Below are 21536 nucleotides of genomic sequence, written 5' to 3' on the forward strand. Positions count from 1 at the left end.
GGCCGATCCTCAGGTTCAAGGCGTGCCAGCTCACTTGGTTCGCCCGTCCGCAACGTTGACCGAGGTGTTCAACGCGCTGAGCGCCTTGACGTTGGCAAGGTCGGTCAGCTTGACGCCGCCGTAGTTGCGCACAGCAAGGCTCACCTGACCGTTGGCGGTGCTCCAACTGAAGCGTTGTTGAATGCCGTCCAGATCATCCACACGAGCGCTGTCGTTCATCCGCAGCAAGCCCCAGCGGCCCGGGTAATCGAACACGGTGATGCGCTCGCCGGTCAGCGTCACCACATCCAGACGAGCGCCCGGTGCCGTGGTCGTGCCCGGCCAGGAGAAACGGCTCCAGCTGGTTTTGCCGTTGCGGTAATGCTGCTCCTGACCATCCAGGGTGAAGATGATGTCGGTGAAGTAGGCCGACGGTTCGAGCATGATTTCGAAGCCGTTTTCCTTGTCCGACAGGCTGGCGATCACTTCGCCCAGAGAACTGGCCTTGTCGATGCTGTTGACCATGTTCGGATTGACCAGCGGTGCAGCCTTGGCGCCGCTGCTCATGCCCAGGCCTTCACCGCCGGAGAGGTTACCGATCTCATTGCGCTTGAAGTTCGGCAGCAGGCCGGATTCGGGATCGACGAAACGCTGCAGGTCTTTGACCGAGGCTTCGTTGCGGCTGCCGGCCGCAATCGGGTAGCGGTGCGCCATGACCTGTTCCCACGGCTTGGCGATCTGCTGCGCCCAGGCTTTGGCGATCTGCTGGCCGGCCGGATCGCGCAGGGTTTCCCAGGCGAACTGGATCGGCAGGCTGAACAGGCTCTGCAGCGAAGCCGACAGGCTGCCCTGGCTGGTGTCGACAGTGGTTTCAACGTAGTTGCGTACGTTAGTCACTTCGCTCGGCTGACCTTCCAGCGTTTCGCTGATCAGCTGCTTGCTGCTCTTGCCCACATCCTGCGAACGCTGGATGTTGTTCATGCGCACCTTGAGCTTGCGCAGTGCCGCCAGATAGCGATCCATGATCGTGCTGTCGGCACCCTCGGAGTTCTGCGCGGCGAACACGCGGGACACCGGCTCGAAGCGTTTCGCCAGGCTGCCGTCGTCTACCGGCGGCAGCGGCGACAGCATCGCCATCGACGACTTCTGCGGATCATCGAACAGCCCGGTCACCTTGCCCCAGAACGTGTCTTGCGGCGTGCTGCCAGGTTGCTGCGTTTCACGCGGGGCAGGCAGGTCCCATTGCGTGTTGTCATTGACCGCCGAGAGCAGGATCTTGACCGGCGAGTTCTGCACGTCACTGAGCAACGACAGCTGTTCGGTGGCGTTGGCCATGTCGGTGAAATGCCGAACGCCGACACCGTTGAGCAGGGCGTACCAGACCTGCGCGTAGTCGCGTTTGTAACGCGCCATGAACTCACGCATGAAGTTGGCTTTTTGAACGATGCTGTCGCCGCCCTCGCCATCGAGCACCCAGTCGGATTCGTTGCGCAGATTGCCCGAGACCAGCTTGATCAACTCCGGTTTGACGAAGCCGTCCCAGCCTTGCCGGGTGAAGATGGCCGGCACCGCTTCACTGCCGTAGAGCAATTGGCGGCCGGGCAGTGGCACCAGATCGTTGAGGCTGATGGCCGGGAACTGACGGCTGGATTCCAGCTGCAGGCGAAGGTATTCGCGGTCCACCAGCGAGCTGGAGATCATGAACGACTTCAGGCTCTTGCGCGTGCTGTCGACCAGTTGTTCGTTGCGCGGCAGGGCAGGGGCCTGACCGTTCTTGAGCAACTGCACGTACATCGGCGCGTTGTCCTGGATCACCTGATCGCTGACCGGGCTGGCCTCGGTCGAGGTGCTGGCCCAGGCGACCGGCAGCGCGGCGCTGACGAATTCAGGGTCCGGATGGGCACCGGGCTGCGTCAGCATCAGGTACAGCTTGAGCGAGTTGTACGATTCGATGATCGACGCCACCTGCTGCTCATCCAGACGCCCGAGCATCTCCTCGGACAGCGACAGTCCGCCGGTGGTCGCCGAAAGTTCGGCCGCGTCACTTGCGGTCGCAGGGTTGCGCAGGTCGGCCATGGCGCCGTCGCGGGTTTTGCTGGCGGCGCCTCTGGCCATGCCTTTGAGCCGGTTGCCCGCATCGCCGGCACTGCGCGGAATACTGCTCAGCGTCGGTTTGCCTGCGTTGGCGGCAAGGTTCTGCACGCCCCGTTCGATCAGTTTCTGGCCCTTGCCGGCTTTACCGGTCGCCTTGCCGGCGGTGGCCGGGAAGTCGTTCTGCGGGTCCATCGACTTGGCGAACTCGTTGAACGTGCGCATCTGCATTTGCAGCTTCAACGCCACTGGCTCCAGCGCCTGAGTGCGCAGTTGCTGGAGGTACGCCGACTCGGCGGCAGCGAAGATATCGTCGCCGCGGTACAGGCCTGCGCTCAGTTGCAGCGGTACGCCTTTGGCGCGATGTTTTTCGATCAGTGTCAGTTGATCGCGCAGCAGCTCCAGGCCTTCGCCTGCCGCCATGCGCTGGTCACGATCGGGCGCTGCGTTCAGGTCGCTGATTTTCTGTTCGAGCGCTGCGATCCACGCGCGATTGTTCTGAAATGCCAGCGCCTGCCAGCCGATGAAGGCAAGGCCGGCCAGTGCCGCCAGCGCGATCAAGGCCGGGCTCAGCGAGGTGTCGCGGCCGGTGCGCGACTGATAACGGGTCAGATCACGGTCGGCAAAGATGACGCGACGGAAGGTGTCGGTAATGAAGTAACTGCGGTCGCCGACCTTTTTGCCGCTTGCCTCGCCGACGGTCAGAGGATCCTGACCCGGCAGCAGCGCGAAGGACTCCGCCAGATCGTCCTCGTACACCTGACTCAATTGCTGGTCGGTCTGCAACGCACTGGTGAAATACAAGCCACGCAGCAAGAGCGGGCTGCCGTGACTGGCCGGTTGAGTGAAATGCTCGAGGAACTGCTCGAGCACGCCCGACAGCTCGGCAAAATAGTTCGGGAAGTTGAGCAACGCGCTGTTGGCGTCCGCGCCCAGGTGGATCATCTGCGCGTCGACGTGACGCTGAATGCCGTTGTGCAGATTGGCCAGTTTGCTGTCGAGCACGGCGCGCAGGCCGAGGCTTCGGATCTCCGACAGGCCGAACGTCATGCCCAGCGGCTGCTGCCGTTCGGTGAGGTCCAGACCGTCGAACGCCTGATTGAAGCCAGGCAGTTGGTCAGTCTTGCTCAGCATCAGGTAGATCGGCGGGTTGGCGTCCAGGCAACGTGCATATTCTTCGATGCGCGAGACCAGCTGGGTGGCCATCTGCGCGCGCTCATCGGCAGTGGCCGCCAGCAATTCGGGCAGGCTCACGACCAGCACCAAACCGTTGACCGCCGCCTTCTTGCGCTGCTTTTTCAGCAGTTGCAGGAATGCGGTGAATTCGCTGGCCGACTGATCGTCGCGAAGGTAACGCCCGGCAGTGTCGATCAGCACCGCATCGGGGCTGAAGTACCAGTCGCAGTGCTGCGTCCCGCTGTCGTTGTCGTTCTGGCTGCTGGCAATGCTGGCAGACAGGCCCGAACGGGTCAGCAGGGAGGTCTTGCCCGCCGCCGACATGCCGATGACCAGATACCACGGCAAGTCGTACAGGGCCGAAGAACCGCCGCCGCCTGCAGAGCGGTCGGCACGCAGCATGGCGATGGCGTGCTTGAGCCTGTCTCTGAGCACCTGCTGGTCGCGGAATTCGCCATTGGATTTCAGCGAGCGATCGACTTCGATCTGCACCAGGTTTTCGAGGTTGCGCTCGATACGGATGCGCTTGTACTGACGCAGCACGATGATCAGCACGTAGAAGGTGCTGACGATCAGCATGGTTTCGAGCAATTGCTCACGCGACCACTGCACACGCGGGGCGATGAACCCGCACACGACCAGGCTTGCCGCCCACAGCGCGAGGATGAGGAACCAGAAGCTTTTTAACGCACGAAGTAATGTTTTCATGTCTTCCTGACTCGGTTACCTGACCATTGCTCAGGCACTGAACAGCTGGCTGATGTGTTCTGACAGTACGGCGACGTCTTTGCCCAGCAGCCAGTCCAGCGTCAGGTAAACACCCACGCAGACCAGCGCGATGAGCGCCAGATAGAGCCAGACCGGCACCTCATGGCGCAGCATCTGCGAGACCTGATCAGGCAGCGCCCAGTCGGGCGACAGCGCTTTGGGCGTCTTGCGGTACCGTGCGATGTCCTGACCGAGGGTATTGGCCAGATAGCGCAGCTGATCTTTCTCGCTCAGGCCGAACTTGCCTTCAAAGCCCAGCGCCAGACACAGGTGGTAAACCTCCAGCACATCGAGATTGTTTTTCACGTCGGCACGCAGCGAGTCGATCTTCTCGAAGAAGCCTTGACCGGCCAGGTGCACGCCGAAATAGCGGAACTGCAAGGGCGACAGTTCGAAGTGGCGGCGCAGCTCGTTGTCACCCGAGCGCAACACGCTTTCATCGAGAAATGCGCAGAGCGCGTACTGCGTGTCCTTGACTTGGTCGACGCTGTAATTGGCGCTGCGTGCGTCACGCTCCAGCTGGGTGAAGAACCCGTCGACGCTGGCTTCGAAAGCGCTGATCGACGTCACCTGGCGACCACGACGCACGATCAGCGCCATGCTGATGAAGTCCTGCACCAGATCTTTCAACGTGGGTTTTGCGACAATGGCGGTCGTTGCGCCTTGCATCACGGCTTCGTTCATTTGAGGACCGCCATCAGTTCAAGCTTGAGATTGGTGAAGGCACTGGGTGCGTAGAAAGATATGGCCTGGGCTCTCATCATGCGTTCGTAGACGCGGCCATGGGGCTCGATGGAGAAGTAGTGGTTGTCCAGTCGCACCGGGATCGCATTGGGCAGGCGAGTGGAGTGATTGAGCGTGACGCCGGGCATCGCGCTGTTGACGACCACTTCGATGTCTTCCGGCGAGCCGACCTTGAAGGCCCGTGGCACCAGCTCCAGCAGGCTGGAACCGGGCATGTCGGCGTGCACCGAAATATAGAAGTCGGCTTCGGCAAGGCGCGGATCGTGCAGCTGGCCCTGCCAGTACGATGGCTTGGTCTGGGTCAGGTTGATCATGATGCATTGGTTCGGAATGACGTTATCGAGCAGCACCCGGATCATCTCGTCGAGCTTGACCAGCGAGGCCGCCGGATCGTGATGGTCGTATTCGGGAATATCGTTGAGCTCGGTGTCCAGAGAGAAAGTCAGCAGGCCGCCCGCGAGCTCCGCGAGAAACAGATAAAGACGTTCCGGGTGCAGGCGTGGGTGGGCAAGCAGATGCGCCAGGTTCGGGTACGCACGGTTCACGGTATTGAGCAGCCAGAACAGCGTGACATCGCTGGAGCCGAACTCGGCGATCTGGTCGGCACGTTCGCGACGCCGGCCTGACAGTGCCTTGCTTTTGGATTGCAGCGCGCCGAGCAACCGTTTGCCCAGACCGTTCAGCGTCTCATGATTGCCCAGGTGCAAGGTGGGGTGCACGAAGTGCGTGTCCAGATTGAAGCCGCCGATGTTATTGCGCGACAGTCGCGCCACCGGGCAGTAGCTGTAGCCGTCCAGCGTGTCGCCGTCGACCAGCATCACCACGTTCAGCCGCAGGCTGGTGATCTCGTTTTCCAGATCCCCTTCGTTCAGGTCGGGCAGGGTGTCGAACTGCTTGCGAAACCGTCGCGCGCTTTTCTGCTCCTGACCGTCCTCGACGTAATTCAGACCGAATGGCTCGGGCAGTTTCAGCGCCGCGTAGACCTTGAAGTCATTGCCCTTGAGCAACTCCCTGAGGTCCCTGGCGGCCGGCAACGGGTCGTGCTGAGGTGCATCGAAGAGGCTGCCGTCAGGAAACACCAGCTTCAGTCGTTTGAGCTGCAACGAGCCGTTGGCCAACGCTTCTTCATCGATCTGCAGCGTCTGCACGCCCCAGTGAAACGGCGTGCCGCGCAAGGTCGACTCGGCGAGCTGGTGTTGGTGGAACTCGTCCTGATATTGAAAATGCTGCGGCAGAAGGAACATCCCTTCGGACCACATCACACGGCTCTGCTTACTCATGAACGCCTTCCAGGAGTGAATCGAATTTTGACTGCATGCCTTTCTGCGCGGAGTCGGCGGCGCTGTCCTCGGCTTTCTGAACCACCGCGTCCTGCATTTTCTGCGCGAGGGTCGGGTTGGCCGGGTCCTGCGGCAGGGCGTTGTTTCGGGCGATCTGGGCTTCGGTTGGCGTCTGGCGCAACACATCGGCGCCGCGTACGGCCACCACCTGGTTGTTGTCGACCAGCACACGCAGACCATCGGATGAGAACCAGATCCCGTCCTTGCGCAGCGAGTTGGCGTCGAAGGCGACTTTCCACCGGCTCTTTTCTTCCGAGCGGAAGAAGGCGGCAACGCCGACATAGCCGGTGGCCTTGTTCAACGGCCATTGGTTGTTCTGACCCATGCCCGGCAGCAAGGTGATTTCCTGGCTGTCGATCAGCGTGTTGCCGAGCGCGCGTTGCGGGTCGTCCCACAGGGAGTCGGCGTCGGTGGACGCAAAGCGCTCAAGTGCGGTGAGTTGATAGACCCGCAGCACCACCGACAGCGGTCTTCCCGAGTCGTCCGGGTTGAGCTGATTGCCGCCGTCGGAGGTCAGGATCACCTTCTCTTTATCGCCGAACAGCATGTCGCCCGCCCAGGTGTCGTCGACGCGCTTGCTGGCCCGGTCGGTAATGCCGCAGGCGGTCAGCGCCATCACCATCGTCAGAACGGTGAAACCCTTGATCCAGCCTGCGCTGGCACGTTCCATGTTGTGCATCTTCATGACTACTACCTATGAATGCTCGAATCAGGTCAGGCGGTAGGCGAAGTCGCCGTCGCTGCCCAGTTCGATGTCCAGCCGTTGAATCGGTTTGTCCTGGGCCATGCGTTCGAGCACGTGCTGGGCGAGCTCCGGCATGAGCGTCTTGGACAGAATGTTGTCGATGTTGCGCGCGCCGCTGTCGACCTCGGTGCAACGTGCTGCAATGGCCGCCACCAGCGACTCGTCGTAGCCGAGCACGGCCTGATGATTGCGTTCGAAACGCTTGCGGATGCGCTCCAGCTTCAGGGCGACGATGCGTTGCAGAATCGCGTCCTTGACCGGGTAGTAAGGGACGATGGACAGGCGGCCGAGGAACGCCGGTTTGAACACCTGATTCAACTCATCGCGCAGGCCCTCGACGATTTCGTCAGGCGTCGGCTGCTCGGTCGCGTTCAGGCACCACTGCATGATCCGGTCAGTGCCGGTGTTGGAGGTAAGGATGATCACGGTGTTGCGGAAGTTGATCTCGCGGCCTTCGCCGTCGTCCAGCACGCCTTTGTCGAAGACCTGGAAAAACAGCTCCAGCACATCGGGGTGGGCCTTTTCGACTTCATCGAGCAGCACGACGCTGTAGGGTTTGCGCCGTACCGCTTCGGTCAGCACGCCGCCTTCGCCATAGCCGACATAACCCGGCGGCGAGCCTTTGAGGCTGGAAACGGTGTGCGCTTCCTGGTACTCGGACATGTTGATGGTGATCACATTGCGTTCGCCGCCGTACAGCGTGTCGGCCAGCGCCAGCGCGGTTTCGGTTTTGCCGACGCCGCTCGGACCCAACAACAGAAATACGCCGATGGGCTTGTTCGGGTCTTCCATGCGCGCGCGGGAGATCTTGATGCGTTTGCCGATTTCCAGCAGCGCGTGGTCCTGGCCCAGTACGCGCTCGCCCAGAAGGTCCGGCAGGCGCTGCACGGTCTCGATTTCGTCACGCAGCATCTTGCCCAGGGGAATGCCGGTCCAGCCGGAAATCACTTCGCCGATGGTGCCGCCGTCGACCAGCGCGTGAACCAGCGGCTGTTCGCCTTGAACGGCTGCGAGTTCGGCGCGCAACGCCGAAATCTCCTGGGCGTCGGGCGTTTCGCTGGCGCTGGTGCGGGCAAGTTGCTCGACCAGTTCCAATTCGCGTTTCCATTGGTGCTCAAGGGCTTCGCGTTGCTCCAGGGCGGTTCCCAGCTCCTCGTTGAGTGCCGCGAGGCGACGAGCATGATCGCTGCCTTTGGACGCTTCCTGCTGCAATACGGTGATTTCCGCCTCGACGTTTTCAATGAGGCGTTTGCAGTCTTCCAGCGCGCCGGGTTGGGCAGATTGCGCCAGCGCCACCCGCGCACAGGCGGTGTCCAGTACGCTGACCGCTTTGTCCGGCAGCTGGCGTCCGGTGATGTAGCGATTGGACAGGCGAACGGCCTGCACCAGCGCTTCGTCCATCACCGTCACCTTATGGTGCTCCTGCATTTTGCCGAGCAGGCCACGCAGCATGTGAATGGCTTTGTCTTCGTCCGGCTCTTCGACCTTCACCACCTGGAAGCGGCGGGCGAGGGCGGCGTCTTTCTCGAAATACTTCTTGTACTCCGCCCAGGTGGTGGCCGCGATGGTGCGCAATTCGCCACGGGCCAGCGCAGGTTTGAGCAGGTTGGCGGCATCGTTCTGTCCGGCCTGACCGCCCGAGCCGATCAGCGTGTGGGCTTCGTCGATGAACAGGATGATCGGGTGCAGGCTGCGCTTGGTTTCTTCGATGACCGATTTCAAACGATTCTCGAATTCGCCCTTTACGCCGGCGCCGGCCTGCAACAGGCCCAGGTCCAGGGTGTGGATCGCCACGTCCTTGAGCACCGAAGGCACGTCGCCCTGCACGATGCGCAGCGCCAGACCTTCGACCACCGCGGTCTTGCCGACGCCCGCTTCGCCTGTGAGGATCGGGTTGTTCTGCCGACGGCGGGTGAGGATGTCCACCATCTGCCGCACTTCAAATTCGCGACCCAGCACCGGATCGATACGGCCTTCGCGGGCGCTCTGCGTCAGGTTGACGGTGTACTGGTCCAGCGCAGGCGTCTTGCCGTTGCCGGCGAGTGGGCGACCGGCGCTCGCCTCGGACGTGCCCAGTGGCTTGGCCAGTCGCGATTCCGGGCTTGATTCGACCAGCGCTGCAAGGTTGACCCGCAGGTCGTCGGCGTTGATTTTTTCCAGTTCGGCGGCCGAGCCGATCACGACGCGGCGCAGCTCGTCGTCGTCCAGCAGTGCCTGAACCAGGTAGCCGGTGCGAATCTGGCTCTGACCGAACTCGATCGAGGCCAGCAGCCACGCCTGTTCTATCATGCGGGTGATGTGCGGCGACAGAGCGGGCGTGCGGGTGTTGCCCTTTTTGAAGGTGCCCAGCGCCGTGACCAACTGCGCCTGCAAACGCTCAGGCACGACGTCGTAATGCCGAAGAATGGCCGGCAGGTCGTTGTCGTTGCCTTCAAGCAGTTGCAACAACAGGTGCTCGACTTCAACGTCGTAGTGATGCTCGGAAAGGCACAGTGCGGCGGCGGCTTCCGTGGCTGTACGACTGGTTTCGTTGAGCTTGGCGAACAGCGACTTCAGGTTCACAGGGAGACCCCATCAAAAGGAATATGGAAAACGGCACAGCGGGAAGGCTCGACCTCGACGTCCGGGCGTTTGAGCCAGCCCAGCCAGCCCAGCGCAACGTTGCCCTGACGACCCAGGCGGGCGAGGGGCACGGCCTGGCGCGCGAGGGTAGGCGCAATCTGAAAGTCCAGTTGGGCGCCGACGTAAAAACGCACCAGCTCCACCAGTTTCTGGTAGTCCTGTGTGCCTGGCTGAAAGCGCTGGTAATCGGCCAGTTGCAGCGGGCCGATGTCGATGCGCACGCACGACTGATAATCCCAGACGCGATTGCCCGCCACCGCGCTCTGACCGAGGACGGCATTCTTGCGGCCCAGTTGCGTCCACTGGCTGACATCGAGCTTCAGCCAGCGCCCGGCAAACTGACTCACCTTGAACGGCAGCGAGAAATAAAAGCCGAGCATCACCTGCAGGTTCAGCGCGTTGCGCGGCTTCTGCGCGAACATCCCGGAGAAGTAGCTGAACAGCTCCCGACGCAACGGCGAGCCGTTCGGGGCGAACTTCTGTTTCTGCGCCTGAGGCCCGAAACCCACCAGATTGAGCAGGTAACGGTCGAAGTTCGACGTGCCGGTGCGCTCGTACTCGATGTAGAACTTGTACTTTTGCCAGGCCTCGTAAAACAGCGTGGTCATGCGATGCGAAAACAGATCGAGAAAAGCGTGCGCAGCGTCGTCGCGGTATTGAATGTGCCGCTCCATCAGCAGTTCGGTGTAAGGACGCGGCAAGACGCCGGAAGGGCCGACCAGCCCCATGAACGTCACCTGCACCTCCGACAGTGGCAGGCCGGCGGCTGATACATTGCCTTCGCGCTCGAATTTCAGGTCGCTGACTTCACTCGCCGGGAAGTTGAGCGATAACTGCGAACGAAAGCGCAGCGGATCTTCATGCGGCCGCGTCTGCAGGTCCATGCGCCCGTTTCTGCTGTAATGCAGGCGGAGCAAACGCACCAATTGAAAGAACTCGAATCGGTGCGGCTCAGCCCGTGCCTGGTCAATCAGACCAGGGGTTGATCGCCGGTTCGCGGGGGCCATTGGACCACTCTCTTTTCGCGCTGCAAGGTGCGTAGGGTTAATTGGGTAAAGCTGTTGATCGAGCAGTACTGACCGAAGAAATGGTCCAGCACCATGCCGAACAGGAACACACCGCTGCCGGTGTACTGGCTTTCGTCGAAGGTGAGGGTGATGCCGACGCCGCGAACGAAATTGGGCCGCGGATGGCCGATGCGCGCCACCACCGGCTCGCTGGCGACCGAGACGATGCCATTGATCTGCTTACGGATCGCCGAGGTGTTGCGGTAGTTGTACAACGACAACAGTTCCAGCAGCACTTCACGGCCTTTGGACACCAGCGACATGTGGTTCAGCGACAGGTGCGAGATCAGCTTCCAGATCACGCCATTGCCCAGCGGCACGCGAACCGAAGCGGTGGGCTTGCGCAGGCAGCGGATGTCCTTGATCACCGAGCTGGCTGGAATGTTGAAATCGCCACGCGCGCCGCCGAAGGGCAGCATCAGCGGCATGTCGCGGTTGCTGCAGGTCAGTCTGAGGCTCAGCGTGTCGTTGCTGGAGTCGATCAGTTCCAGATCGCGGTCGACGACCCGGATGAACATGTTCGTGCCATCGTTCTGGCGGTTTTGCACCGGGCGACGGCGGGCGATCCAGAAACTGTTGCCTGGCCCTTGCTCGGCCCGTGGCTCGAAGAACGGATGGCAGGTCGCAACCTGATCGATGCCGCCGATATTCTTGACCCGGCGCACGCGATCGATGGACACCACTTCGGCGGACGACTGCAGGCGCACATCGGGGGTGACGGCATATTCGTGCTGCGCGTGGGTCAGCTTGATCGGCTCGGCCTGTTGGCGGAACAGGTTGATGATCGGCGTGCAGTTGAGCTTGAAGTTGGTGCGCCCGATGTTCTGCGTCAGCCGCGCCAGGCGGTCGTTCAGGTCGTAGTCGGAAAAGTAGAAGTTAATCTCGACCTTTTCCAGCGCCTTGCCGGCGAGGATGCGGCCAAAGCCGGACAGGTCGAAAAACATGAATTTGTCCGGGAAGGTGAAGTACTCGTGCAGCAGGCGATAACCCAGAAACGACCGTTCCGAGTAATCCACCAGTCCTTCGTCCAGCCCATAACCTACGGCCTTGAGCGCACCGGCCGGCAGCGCCACTTCCCGGCTGCGACCTTCGTCCTCGAAGGTGACCGTCGCCTTGGCGAGGTTGTTGAACAGCAACTCATAGAGCTGCAGCATCAACGTGCTTTCGCCATCGAGGAAGAAACGCAGGCTGTCCATCTCCATTTGGCCGAACAGCGCGTCGGTGGTCGTGCCCAGACCGATACGCAGACGGGCCACCAGATCGGCGCTGTGGCCGTTGAAAGCCGAACGTTCCATCTCGACGAAGGAGGCCTGTTGCACCTCGATTGGCCAGAGCTCCACCGGGTAGCACGTACGGAATTTGCACACCACACCTTCCACCGGGTTGGCGTGAATCTCGGTATGCCGGGCGACGCGGTACGCTTCAGTGACATTTTTGCTCTTGCCCATGCTGAACTCGACGATGGACATCGACGGGGTAGGGCGCAGGTAGTGCGGGTACAGCACCTCGAGGAACGACTCGACGATCTCCGGAAACTCGTCATCCAGTTTTTTGTGGACGCGGGCAGCCAGAAACGAAAACGCCTCGATCAGACGTTCGGTATGCGGGTCTTCACAGTTATCGCCCTCGATGAGCAACCGTGAAGCGATTTTCGGATACTGGCTCGCGAACTCCTGGCCCAAAAAGCGCAGGTGCGACAGTTCCTTTTCGTAATAGGGGAGCAGGTCGTCGAGCATCAGTTGAGGTTCTGTACTTTGTATTCCTGGGTGTTGACCTGCAGCACCGCGTCAAACGAAACCTGACGCGACACATCCTGCAGGCGCAGTACGGCGTCGACCCGAAAGGTCAGCATGCGTTGGCCAGTCTGTTGGGCCAGCAGTTGTACTTTCACGCTGCGAAAGCGCCGGTCGCCCACTGAAATCGCCTTCTCCAGCTGGCGCTGAATCAGCAGGCGATCCTGCGGGTCGAGCACACTCTTGCTGGTGAAATCGGGCATGCCGTAATCGAGGATCGTGCCGCTCAACTGGGCAAAGCCGTCGAGCTCTTCGGCGACCAGAGACTGGCGAGTGTTCACCAGAATCTCCAGGTCACGGACGATGCTGGCCTTGTAATCGGCCAGCGAACACAAGCGTTGCGATGACGCTTCGATGGACTGGTGCGGACGGTCGTCCAGCAACCGGTCCAGCAGTGACGGCAACAACTTGTGTTGGCTACTCATATTGCCTCCCTGGCAACGACATCGATCAGCCGCGTGTAGATTGCGGCAACTCTGCAACCAGGCGCAGGGACGCGGTCAGTTCGTCCAGTTGATAGTGCGGGCGCAGGTACGTCACGGCCTTGTAGACGCCCGGCTTGCCAGGCACTTCAAAGACCTCGGCACGCGCTTCGCGCAGCGGGAACTTGGCCTTGGCTTCCTGGCTTGCGGTGTCATCGAGCAGCACGTAGCTGGACAGCCACTTGTTCAGGAACAACTCGACGTCCTTGCGCGAAGCGAAGCTGCCGACCTTGTCGCGCATGATCGCTTTCATGTAGTGAGCGATACGCGAGGTGGCGAAGATGTACTGCAGCTGTGCCGAAAGCCGCGCGTTGGCGTTGGCGATATCGGTGTTGTACTGCTTCTGTTTCTGGGTCGACTGCGTACCGAAGAACGCGGCATAGTCAGTGCCCTTGCAGTGCACCAGCGGAATGAAACCCAAGTCCGACAGCTCTTTTTCACGGCGGTCGGTGATCGCGATTTCGGTCGGGCACTTGAGGGCAATTTCGCCATCGTCGGTCTTGAACGTGTGGGTCGGCAGGCCTTCCACCAGACCGCCGCCTTCGACGCCGCGAATCGCCACGCACCAGCCGTAACGGGAGAACGCATCGGTCACGCGTGTGCCCAGGGCGTAGGCGGCGTTCATCCACAGGTATTTGTTGTGATCGCGACCGTCGACGCTTTCGACAAAGTTGAATTCCTCCACCGGCGTGGTATCCGGCCCGTACGGCAGACGACCCAGCACGTGAGGCAGGGTCAGGCCGACATACCGCGAGTCTTCGGAGTTGCGGAAGGATTTCCACTTGGCGTATTCGACGGTGTCGAAAATCTTCGCCAGGTCGCGCGGGCCGGACATGTCGGTGAACGAGTCCCAGCCGAACAGCTCAGGCGATGCCGCGGAAATGAACGGCGCATGGGCCGCTGCCGCGACGTGGGAAATCTCTTCGAGCAGGTACATGTCTTCCGGGTTGCGATTGAATTCGTAATCGCCCAGCAGCATGCCGAACGGCGCGCCACCGAAGGTGCCGTACTCTTCTTCGTAGATCTTCTTGAACAGCGCGCTCTGGTCGAATTCCGAGGACGCCTTGAGGTCGCGCACCAGGTCTTTTTTCGAGGCGTTGAGCAGGTGAATCTTCAGCGTGGTGCTGGTTTCGGTCTGATCGACCTGATATTTCAGGCCGCGCCACGATGCTTCCAGCTGCTGGAATTCGCGAGCGTGCATGATCTCGTTCATCTGCTCGGAGAGCATCGAGTCGATTTCGGCGATCCGGGCATCGAGCACGGCAATCAGGTCTTTGCTCGGCGTCATCTCGCCTTCGAGGACCTGACCCACCAGCTCACCGATCAGGTCGCGGGTGCGGGTGCGCTCGGTTTCGGAACGGGCGACGCGGCTTTCGGAAATGATGCTGTCGAGCAGCGAGGACTGTGGCGCGAAGTTTTCCACTTCAACCAGATCGGCGTCCTGCTGAGCTACGGTTTGTTTATCGTTCATCGTCGTGCTCCTGCTTACTCTTTGGCGTCGGTGGCTGGCACAGCGGCTTCACGGCCGAATTCCTTGCCCAGCGTTTTCAGCTTTTCGGTGTTCTGCAACACGTCCATCAGCAGCTCTTCGAGCTTGTCGTTGCCGCCCATCTTGTTGCGCAGGTCGGCCAGTTTGTTGCGGACCTCCAGCAGCTTGCGCAGCGGTTCGACCTGCTTGACCACGTTCTGCGGTTCGAAGTCTTCCAGGGTGTTGAAGTTGAGCTCGACGCCCAGCTGCGTGCCGTTCTTGGCCAGCGTGTTGTCGACCCGATACGCCAGACGCGGCTTGATGCCCTTAAGCACGCCGTTGAAGTTGTCACGGTCGATGAAGATGAACTTGCGGTCCTTGAGCTTTGGCAAAGGCTCCAGCGGATTGCCGGAGAAATCGCCCAGCACGCCGACGACAAAGGGCAGCTCTTTCTTTTCCTGAGCGTCGCCGATGTCCACGTCGTAAGTGATATGAACCCGAGGGGCGCGAACGCGGTCGAGTTTGTGCTGGGTACTTTCCTTCTTCGCCATCGTGATCTCCTGTGCGAGTGACTCGCTGCAATTCGTTTGCGTGTCGGCCCGACGATGAGCCGGCCGCGTTACAGTCCTTCGATCGTCATCAGCAGGCGCTGACGAATCTCATCTTTCATTTCCATGATGCTGTCGTGGCCCACCAGCTCCTCGAAACTGGCGTTGCCGGCGATCTGGGTGCTGCTGCGAATGACCGAGTCGTCCGGCAGCGTCGAGCGCACCGGCGAGCTGATCACGCAGAAGGGCAGGTCGCCGAAATCTTTCAACCGCTCGAAACTGACCGGGAAGCGCAGCCCTTCGAACAGGCGGCCGAGGCCCGGTGATTTACTGACGCAATAGAACAGCACCAGGTAATGCACGACGAAGCGATACAGCTCGGCACTGCTGCGGTTCGGGTCCTTGATGACCTTGCGGAACTGCGCCAGATCGAATGAGTTAAAGCCCACTACCCAGCGCGTCGGGCTGGTGATTCGAATGGTCTGGCCGCTCTGTTCCAGCACCTTGTCGTATTCCAGTGGGAACAATTCAGGGGTGGTGCTGATGAGGTTCAGCGGCACTTCCATTTCATTGACCAATTGGAACGGAGACGCCGCGCCAATTCTGTCGTACAGCTCTTTGAGTTCTTTGAAGTGATGCTGGGTTTCACGACCACTGCTGCGCTGGGCGCCTTGCAGGTATTCGCCAAACAGCGTTTGCGGGCGTATCAGCAATGACAGCGTCGCCAGATAATCCGAAGCCTGCGCTTTGAGCACATCGGAAATGGCCCGCGTCTGGCTTCGCAGCTTGATCAATGCTTCTACATCAAACGTCTGAGTCATCGATACATCATCCTTGAACCCTTTCTTCAAATTTGCCGACCAACAACAGGGCAATGAAAGGGCTACACATTTCTCAACCGGCACACCTGCTCGAGAAGTCAGACCGGACAAACAACGTCGCGGAAACTGCGTCGCACAATAGGTGGAAGTGGGGTGCTAGCAAATCGATATTGACTAGCCAGTAGCGTCAGCTCAGGCACCATTTCGCGTAGGAAAGTTCCTACAGACGCCAAGTTTTTCTCGTTTCTGTTACACATCGCAATGATGTCCGAGTGCTACTAGTTACAATTCCGATACACATGAACATCGCTGCAGGCCTTGTGAATCAAGGGCTGTGGCGATTTTTTGGATCCCATAACGATTTGGGAATAAAGATGAAAAAGGTGAACCGGTTCACCTCGCGCGTTACGGATGAGCGTCAACTAAGGGCTGAACTTGGTTTTTTTTGGAAGGCGTTGATGATGGCAATGGGGGCGGTGGCGAAGCGCTCGGCCGGTCGGACGACAACCGCATTCGAGTCAAAAAACGAGTGTTATTGCCAGGTGCGGGTTACGCAGGGATTGGCATCAAGGTATAACGCCGCCATCGAGCTGGCTGGTTTTGCGTGTTGGGTTGAAGCCCGCCAGAGAGCTCGTTGAAGCCTCGGCATGGATCGACGTCGCCGGGTAGCAGCGAATACGTCACAGGAGTTTTACCCATGCAATGGTTGCGTCGCGTCAGCGCTTTTTTGAGTCGCGAGGAACCTGTCATAGCGTCGCAGGCGAACCGTGTGCAGAAGAACTTGAGCGGGTTACCGGCGTACGAAGTGCGCCAGCCCTTGTCCGTGCCGCCGCCCGGGTGCCCGCCGCTGGGCCGGGAAGATGAGGCGTTACGCAGTCGCTATCTGGCGTTCATCGACCACGCTCAAGCGCATTATCCCCAAGCGCTGACCGATGTTTGCCGTGCTCAGGGGCATGAACTGGCGCAGGCCTTACATTCAAAAGCGCTCGATTTGAGCTATGCCAGAGGGACCGATAGCTCCCTGGACATCTATTGGTTCATGCAGTGTGCGGCATTGGTTTCACTGTTTGCCGATGGCGCCGCGTCGGAGGCGTTCAGCCGTTACAGAAAGGACGTGCATGCCTACACGAACAACGAATTGACTCGTGGTCAGATCCAGTCTTTTGACTTCTACGTTCGTGCCTTCACCCCTGAACTGCAATCTGGCAACGTGCTGTTGATGCGCGGCCCGCAGGACGTCCGGTTGCCCAGTGAACCCATCCCTCAGCGTACAGACATGGACGAATTGCTATCGTTTTTGCCACGCCTTTATCCCAATGGCGTTGCCATCAAAACCTACACGGTCCTCGAAGGTACTTATTGGCCTCTTTACGCTGCAGTGGTAGAGGATTTTTATCGCGCCGTCGCCAAGGAATGCTGGAATGACTTCGATTACTTAAAACATGGCGCCGGATTGATGATCGAAATTGAACCTTATATCGCCCAGGCGAGCCTGGCCGACATACAGAGCGTGTTGACCTGGTGCCTCAGAGGCGAGCGCTTTTGCGATGGGCACAACGGCTCGGTGATCGAAGAGGGTTATGTGTTGAACATCTTGCGCAGGCTTCAAGTGCTGCGTGCCGAAATCAAGTGAAAGTGAAGCGTCGAGAGCAGTCGATGAAGTTCGTCACTCTCGTTTGTGAGCAGGCGCCCGTCGATGCTTGGTCGAGACATATATCAAGTGTTGTGATGCCCCGCCAGCTCAGGTTTTGAGTCGCCTAGCGATAGTTCGAGAGGCTTTCTGGAGGCTGGCCATCCGGTAGCTGGATTTTGAGCCCGCGTGCGATCTGGTCACGGATGTGGTCGGCGATAGCGAGTGCATCTGAATGCTCCGGATCATCTCGATGGAAATCTTCTGCCGGCCAGACACAGATCTTGAGCCTATGCAGTTGAGCTTTGTCTGTCTCGACGCCCAACACCACATTTCTCAAAAATTCAAGGTTGTAGAGCAGGCCGGAATACACGGCGTCTCTGGAGCCCGATTCCAGTCTCGACCGCGTCATGCTGATGGCTTCGTCGATGTAATCGATGGCTTTTTTCAAGTCCCAGGTTCCTTGGTGTCAGTCCCGTAAGGCTATCCCGACATATGTCGCATTGTCATTTTTTGGATTCTCGGAATAATTTAAGTGCCGGTGGCTCGCCTCCCGTCACTTCAATCGCGAATTTAGCAAAGGCATCTTCTAATTCTTCATATTGTTGAAGGTTCCTCTCCGTAAAGCGATACCGCCCGGGAACGTCCCTCGTTTCAAGTGGAGCCAATATCTTTTCAGCTTTCGCTGCCTCCAATAAAGGTTTGAGATCAGAGTGCAAACCTATTGACTCTGGGTCTATCTTTGAGTGTGCAACAAGCTCCTGCTCCAATCTAATTGCTAGTTCTTTAATTTTGAAGATGTTCATGGCTATTTCCTATGAAACCTATTGGTTTTGCTGGAGTCCAGAGACCTCGGTTTGGTACAACATATTGAATTGCTCCACCTGTCCGTTCCACTATTCCACCTAGCTCAATCGTTGGCGCAATGCTCTCCATGCTGTTCATCACGCCAGCTTTCATCTGTCCGCGTGTCAGGTACGTCACGATAGCTGTCAGCAGCAACAGCACTAGCTGCTCCTGTCCACGGGCCAGTTGCCGGGCAGCACGTTCGCTTCGTTCCTGGATAACCGCTGCCGTGCCGCCAGTAGGATCAAGCCCCACGGGCTTACGCCAGCCTCGGCAGTTCATGCCGTTGCAAGACCTTCCTGCAATGTGGACAGGCAAGCCGGGAGGCCTTCGTAGAAATATTCGGCGATGGCCGCGAGTCCCAGGCCCATGACCATCACGCCCGGTCCAGCGCCAACACAGAAAGCGAGTGAGCCCACAGCGCCCCCGATGGCGCTCTAAACGGCCACACTCCCCCTAAAATCAGCACCTGCCGGCCGCCTGGAACTTGATACTGCCACAATTTTTGCCTGCGTTAATTTTAAGCATTTGTGGGTACGTAATCAGGACCGCCTAACTTGTCGCGCACGTGCAGGGCAGTACGCACCAAAGGCTCCCATAGGCCATATTTGCTATTCCAAGTAGCGCCAGCCCAGCGAGTGTCCTCAATGAGTTCAGCTTTGTTAGCTTCCATTTGTCGTTTCAGTACGATGGAAGGGGCGGTTAGATCTATGTCCGGGAGGGCGGCATAGACTCCTTGAGGTTGGGCGTTTCGTTTTGATATGCAGAACCTGTAATACCAGATCCAACGCTGAGCCATATAAATTGCTCGATCTCGGTCCGGATAAGTTTCAAGCATTTTAACTAGAGAAGTGACAAGCGTCGCCTGAAACAGTTTATCGCCTGAGCGAAAGTAAGGCATGAACAAAAGATCGAATGCCACAACGACATTTTGAGGATCATCATTGTCGTCTTTGGTCTCAAAAAAATAAAATGGTTCGCCTACCAGAAACTTATCAAGTTCACCATTGGCTAGCGCAATCGCTAGGATGTCATCCGGATCATTGCTCATTGAATTTTCAGTACCTTTTGGCTACGCATGATTGTATCTATACTATTGTTGTGAGGGATAGATACGTTGTCTAACACTGCTTCACGCATCCGCCAGGAAAAGTTAATCCCCCAGGACGCCGTAGCGAGACCTTCCTGCAACGTGGACAGGCAAGCCGGGAGGCCTTCGCAGAAATATTCGGCGATGGCCGCCAGTCCCAAGCCCATGAGGATCAGGTTGCCGACTTGCAAACCGATTTTGCCGCCGACCATCACGCCGGGGCCAGCGCCGACACCGAAAGCGAGAGAGCCCACAGCGCCCCCGATGGCACCGCCAACGGCCACGCTCCCCCCGAGAATCATCACGACTTCCTGCACCAGCTTGAGCAACACCGGCAAGATGCCCGCGATGTTGATCGGCGCCCATTTGCGGAAAATGGTAAACGGGAGGATAAATGAACGCGTATTGGCAGCACGCGCGCCGGTATCTATAAGCCAGTGCTCGGGACCTTTATACCAATTATCTGTCCTTTACACTGTGCTCGGGCACTTTGCAAGCTCAATCTTTCTGAAACTGAAATATGACTGCGTCAGAGTACGGGCCGCGTCAGTGTTGCATGCAAAGCTCGAATAACTGTGTTCGCAATTTGGCAAGCTCATTGTTTTCACTAATTTGAGGCTGTCCGTTGTGGTACAAAACAATATCGGTGAGAGACCCCATTCCGCCATATAATCTGATTATCTGCGAGAGTGCGAAGTCATAGTCGATAGATAATTCTGCACGGTAGTCATCAAGTCGTTCGGCCCACGATTCTTTGTTTCCAGCACGCAGCAGGGCAGACATCCGGATCATAATGACATTTATTTGGCTTAGATTTTTCATTTTAAAGGACTCGAACTTATTACTTGAACCCCTTCGATCATCCATGGATTAACTACCACGATTTGCGGGGTGCCGCCCATATAAAAACCTCACTGTGATCCTACCTCACCAATGTAAACCTCCGTGCCTGCGGGGCAGTGATCCCAAAAATGCCTGCGTCTGCTAAGTCGGAGAGCGTCAATTGTATAAAATGGCCGCTTCCAAGTTTGCTCTGGAGAACTCTCTACGGCTGATTAGATTGGCATCCGGCATGATTATAGATCCGATCCAACGGCCGAACCCTACCATAGCTTATTTTTGGCTCCTGAACGCTTTTATCATGTCCTCCATCATTTTATATGACTCTGAGCCACGGACTCCGATAAGTTCGATGTAGAAGATGCTGTAAGCTTCCGAAAGGTCCTGATATTTTCGCAGGTTTGACTCATCCATGATCTTGCTGCCTGGTATGTCTCTAGGCTCAACTGGAGTGATAATTTCGCCTCGCTCAGCCGCAGATATTAAGGGCTCCAAATTCTCATTCAGGGCCAACGCTGCTGGCTCTTTTTCCTTATAAATTTCCAGATTTTTCCGCAGCTCTACTGCGGATTTTTTTAAGGCCAGAATGTCCATGATTCTCCCGGTTATCTGCGGAAATGCGTGTCATCGTCGAGATTGTTGGAATGGTATCTGTCATATCGAGGGTTCTGAAATTGTAAATGCCTTTTCATCGCAAGAATCACCAATTACATTTTTGGACAGGTCTCCGGGCCGAAGGTTATCTCGGTAATCGGCTCTGCCTGGGTGCTGGAGTAGCTGTAGGTGATCGTATTCCCAAGCTCAAGCAAGAGTAGATAGGCCGTCTGGCTACACAGCGCTTTCTGGATCTGCTGAGTCAGGTAGCTCTCGTAGTACACCCGCTCGCCAGGGCGATTTTTATAGTTATAAAGCGAAATTTTGTACATCACGTTGTGATTGGCGTAGCTGATGTTGTCGATCCGGGTTATCGGGTCGAGCATGATGGGAAGCTGTTTTTGTTGTTCGGCAATGACGCTGCGGAGCGTTCGTTCGCTGTCCCGAGCATAAGTCGGTGTGATGCAGAAGAGGGTAGCTGCTAATGCAAGCAGGAGTCGGTTTAGGATGGGCCTGGCCATATTGACATCCCTTGTCGGTTTTTAGTTGGGTTTCTCTGACCTAGTTATCCTGAGACCTGAATTCACGCATCCATTTCAGAGCTGGCGTCTCACCTCCCGTGAGCTCGACGCAGAAAGTTGCAAACGCCTGCTCCAACTCTTCGTACGCCTGGAGCCCTCTTTCGCTGAACCGGTATCGTCCTCGAATCTGTCCCCACTCCCAAGGAGTGGTGATTACCCCGTCCTTCACAAGCTTCAGCAACGGCTTCAAATCAGCATAGAGCGCTGATGCCTCGACGTCTCTTTTCGCAAATGCGATGAGTGATTTTTCTAACCTAAGTGCTGATATCTGAAGATCTTTTGCGTTCACTATCCATTTCCGATGCTGTCGA

Annotated in this window: 19 protein-coding genes and 2 pseudogenes; 2 read left to right on the forward strand and 19 right to left on the reverse strand. The window is 58.3% G+C overall.

Annotated elements, in window-relative coordinates:
- Window positions 1-30 precede the first annotated feature (30 nt).
- From QRN36_RS15090 to QRN36_RS15140, 11 genes are all read right to left on the reverse strand, one after another.
- Window positions 31-3954 carry a type VI secretion protein IcmF/TssM N-terminal domain-containing protein gene (locus QRN36_RS15090; protein ID WP_285424781.1) on the reverse strand — a complete coding sequence of 1308 codons (3924 nt, stop codon included), beginning with the start codon at window positions 3952-3954 and terminating at the stop codon, window positions 31-33.
- A gap of 30 nt (window positions 3955-3984) precedes the next feature.
- The gene (gene icmH, locus QRN36_RS15095) at window positions 3985-4698 is read right to left on the reverse strand and encodes a type IVB secretion system protein IcmH/DotU (RefSeq protein ID WP_285424782.1); all 714 of its coding nucleotides are present in this window, start codon (window positions 4696-4698) and stop codon (window positions 3985-3987) included.
- A complete protein-coding gene (tssK, locus tag QRN36_RS15100) occupies window positions 4695-6038 on the reverse strand; it encodes a type VI secretion system baseplate subunit TssK (protein WP_285424783.1) in 1344 nt (447 codons plus the stop codon). Before tssK ends, icmH begins: the two co-directional genes overlap by 4 nt.
- On the reverse strand, window positions 6031-6768 hold the full coding sequence (gene tssJ / locus QRN36_RS15105) for a type VI secretion system lipoprotein TssJ (protein ID WP_285424817.1): 738 nt from the start codon (window positions 6766-6768) through the stop codon (window positions 6031-6033). Before tssJ ends, tssK begins: the two co-directional genes overlap by 8 nt.
- A gap of 39 nt (window positions 6769-6807) precedes the next feature.
- Complete coding sequence (gene tssH / locus QRN36_RS15110) at window positions 6808-9405, reverse strand: type VI secretion system ATPase TssH (protein WP_285424784.1); 2598 nt, start codon at window positions 9403-9405, stop codon at window positions 6808-6810.
- Entirely contained in the window at window positions 9402-10472 is a 1071-nt protein-coding gene (gene tssG / locus QRN36_RS15115) for a type VI secretion system baseplate subunit TssG (RefSeq protein ID WP_285424785.1), read from the reverse strand. The genes tssH and tssG overlap by 4 nt, the downstream gene beginning before the upstream one ends.
- The gene (gene tssF / locus QRN36_RS15120) at window positions 10436-12268 is read right to left on the reverse strand and encodes a type VI secretion system baseplate subunit TssF (protein WP_285424786.1); all 1833 of its coding nucleotides are present in this window, start codon (window positions 12266-12268) and stop codon (window positions 10436-10438) included. The genes tssG and tssF overlap by 37 nt, the downstream gene beginning before the upstream one ends.
- The gene (gene tssE, locus QRN36_RS15125; RefSeq protein ID WP_285424787.1) at window positions 12268-12750 is read right to left on the reverse strand and encodes a type VI secretion system baseplate subunit TssE; all 483 of its coding nucleotides are present in this window, start codon (window positions 12748-12750) and stop codon (window positions 12268-12270) included. The genes tssF and tssE overlap by 1 nt, the downstream gene beginning before the upstream one ends.
- Window positions 12751-12775: 25 nt before the next feature.
- Window positions 12776-14278, reverse strand: coding sequence for a type VI secretion system contractile sheath large subunit (gene tssC / locus QRN36_RS15130; RefSeq protein WP_093458282.1), 1503 nt, complete (start codon window positions 14276-14278; stop codon window positions 12776-12778).
- 14 nt (window positions 14279-14292) lie between these two features.
- A complete protein-coding gene (tssB, locus tag QRN36_RS15135) occupies window positions 14293-14826 on the reverse strand; it encodes a type VI secretion system contractile sheath small subunit (protein WP_093458283.1) in 534 nt (177 codons plus the stop codon).
- A 68-nt stretch (window positions 14827-14894) separates the two neighbouring features.
- Window positions 14895-15644 (reverse strand): hypothetical protein, encoded by a 750-nt coding sequence (locus QRN36_RS15140; RefSeq protein ID WP_285424788.1) that lies wholly within the window; start codon window positions 15642-15644, stop codon window positions 14895-14897.
- A 299-nt stretch (window positions 15645-15943) separates the two neighbouring features.
- Here QRN36_RS15140 and QRN36_RS15145 point away from each other — a divergent pair, with 299 nt between their 5' ends.
- Together QRN36_RS15145 and QRN36_RS15150 are read left to right on the forward strand one after the other, a co-directional pair.
- Window positions 15944-16282: a hypothetical protein gene (locus tag QRN36_RS15145; RefSeq protein WP_285424789.1), complete on the forward strand. Its 339-nt coding sequence runs from the start codon at window positions 15944-15946 to the stop codon at window positions 16280-16282.
- A gap of 59 nt (window positions 16283-16341) precedes the next feature.
- A complete protein-coding gene (locus QRN36_RS15150) occupies window positions 16342-17277 on the forward strand; it encodes a DUF6508 domain-containing protein (protein WP_285424790.1) in 936 nt (311 codons plus the stop codon).
- Between the two features lie 124 nt (window positions 17278-17401).
- Here the strand turns inward: QRN36_RS15150 and QRN36_RS15155 are convergent, their stop codons facing one another.
- The 8 genes and pseudogenes from QRN36_RS15155 to QRN36_RS15190 all read right to left on the reverse strand — a co-directional run bounded on the left by QRN36_RS15155 (window position 17402) and on the right by QRN36_RS15190 (window position 21165).
- Complete coding sequence (locus QRN36_RS15155) at window positions 17402-17725, reverse strand: immunity protein Tsi6 family protein (RefSeq protein ID WP_285424791.1); 324 nt, start codon at window positions 17723-17725, stop codon at window positions 17402-17404.
- A gap of 55 nt (window positions 17726-17780) precedes the next feature.
- Window positions 17781-18080, reverse strand: a complete 300-nt coding sequence (locus tag QRN36_RS15160) for a hypothetical protein (protein WP_285424792.1) — start codon at window positions 18078-18080, stop codon at window positions 17781-17783.
- Between the two features lie 115 nt (window positions 18081-18195).
- Window positions 18196-18497: pseudogene (locus QRN36_RS15165) on the reverse strand (DUF6861 domain-containing protein); the annotation flags it as partial.
- Window positions 18498-18640: 143 nt separating this feature from the next.
- Complete coding sequence (locus QRN36_RS15170; protein ID WP_285424793.1) at window positions 18641-19171, reverse strand: hypothetical protein; 531 nt, start codon at window positions 19169-19171, stop codon at window positions 18641-18643.
- A 116-nt stretch (window positions 19172-19287) separates the two neighbouring features.
- A pseudogene (locus QRN36_RS15175) lies at window positions 19288-19584 on the reverse strand (DUF6861 domain-containing protein); the annotation flags it as partial.
- A 172-nt stretch (window positions 19585-19756) separates the two neighbouring features.
- A complete protein-coding gene (locus QRN36_RS15180) occupies window positions 19757-20032 on the reverse strand; it encodes a hypothetical protein (RefSeq protein ID WP_285424794.1) in 276 nt (91 codons plus the stop codon).
- Window positions 20033-20323: 291 nt separating this feature from the next.
- The gene (locus tag QRN36_RS15185; RefSeq protein ID WP_285424795.1) at window positions 20324-20644 is read right to left on the reverse strand and encodes a hypothetical protein; all 321 of its coding nucleotides are present in this window, start codon (window positions 20642-20644) and stop codon (window positions 20324-20326) included.
- Window positions 20645-20757: 113 nt separating this feature from the next.
- Window positions 20758-21165 carry a hypothetical protein gene (locus QRN36_RS15190; RefSeq protein ID WP_285424796.1) on the reverse strand — a complete coding sequence of 136 codons (408 nt, stop codon included), beginning with the start codon at window positions 21163-21165 and terminating at the stop codon, window positions 20758-20760.
- Between the last annotated feature and the right edge of the window lie 371 nt (window positions 21166-21536).

Source organism: Pseudomonas sp. efr-133-TYG-103a (genome assembly GCF_030209235.1).
In the GTDB taxonomy this organism is placed as follows: domain Bacteria; phylum Pseudomonadota; class Gammaproteobacteria; order Pseudomonadales; family Pseudomonadaceae; genus Aquipseudomonas.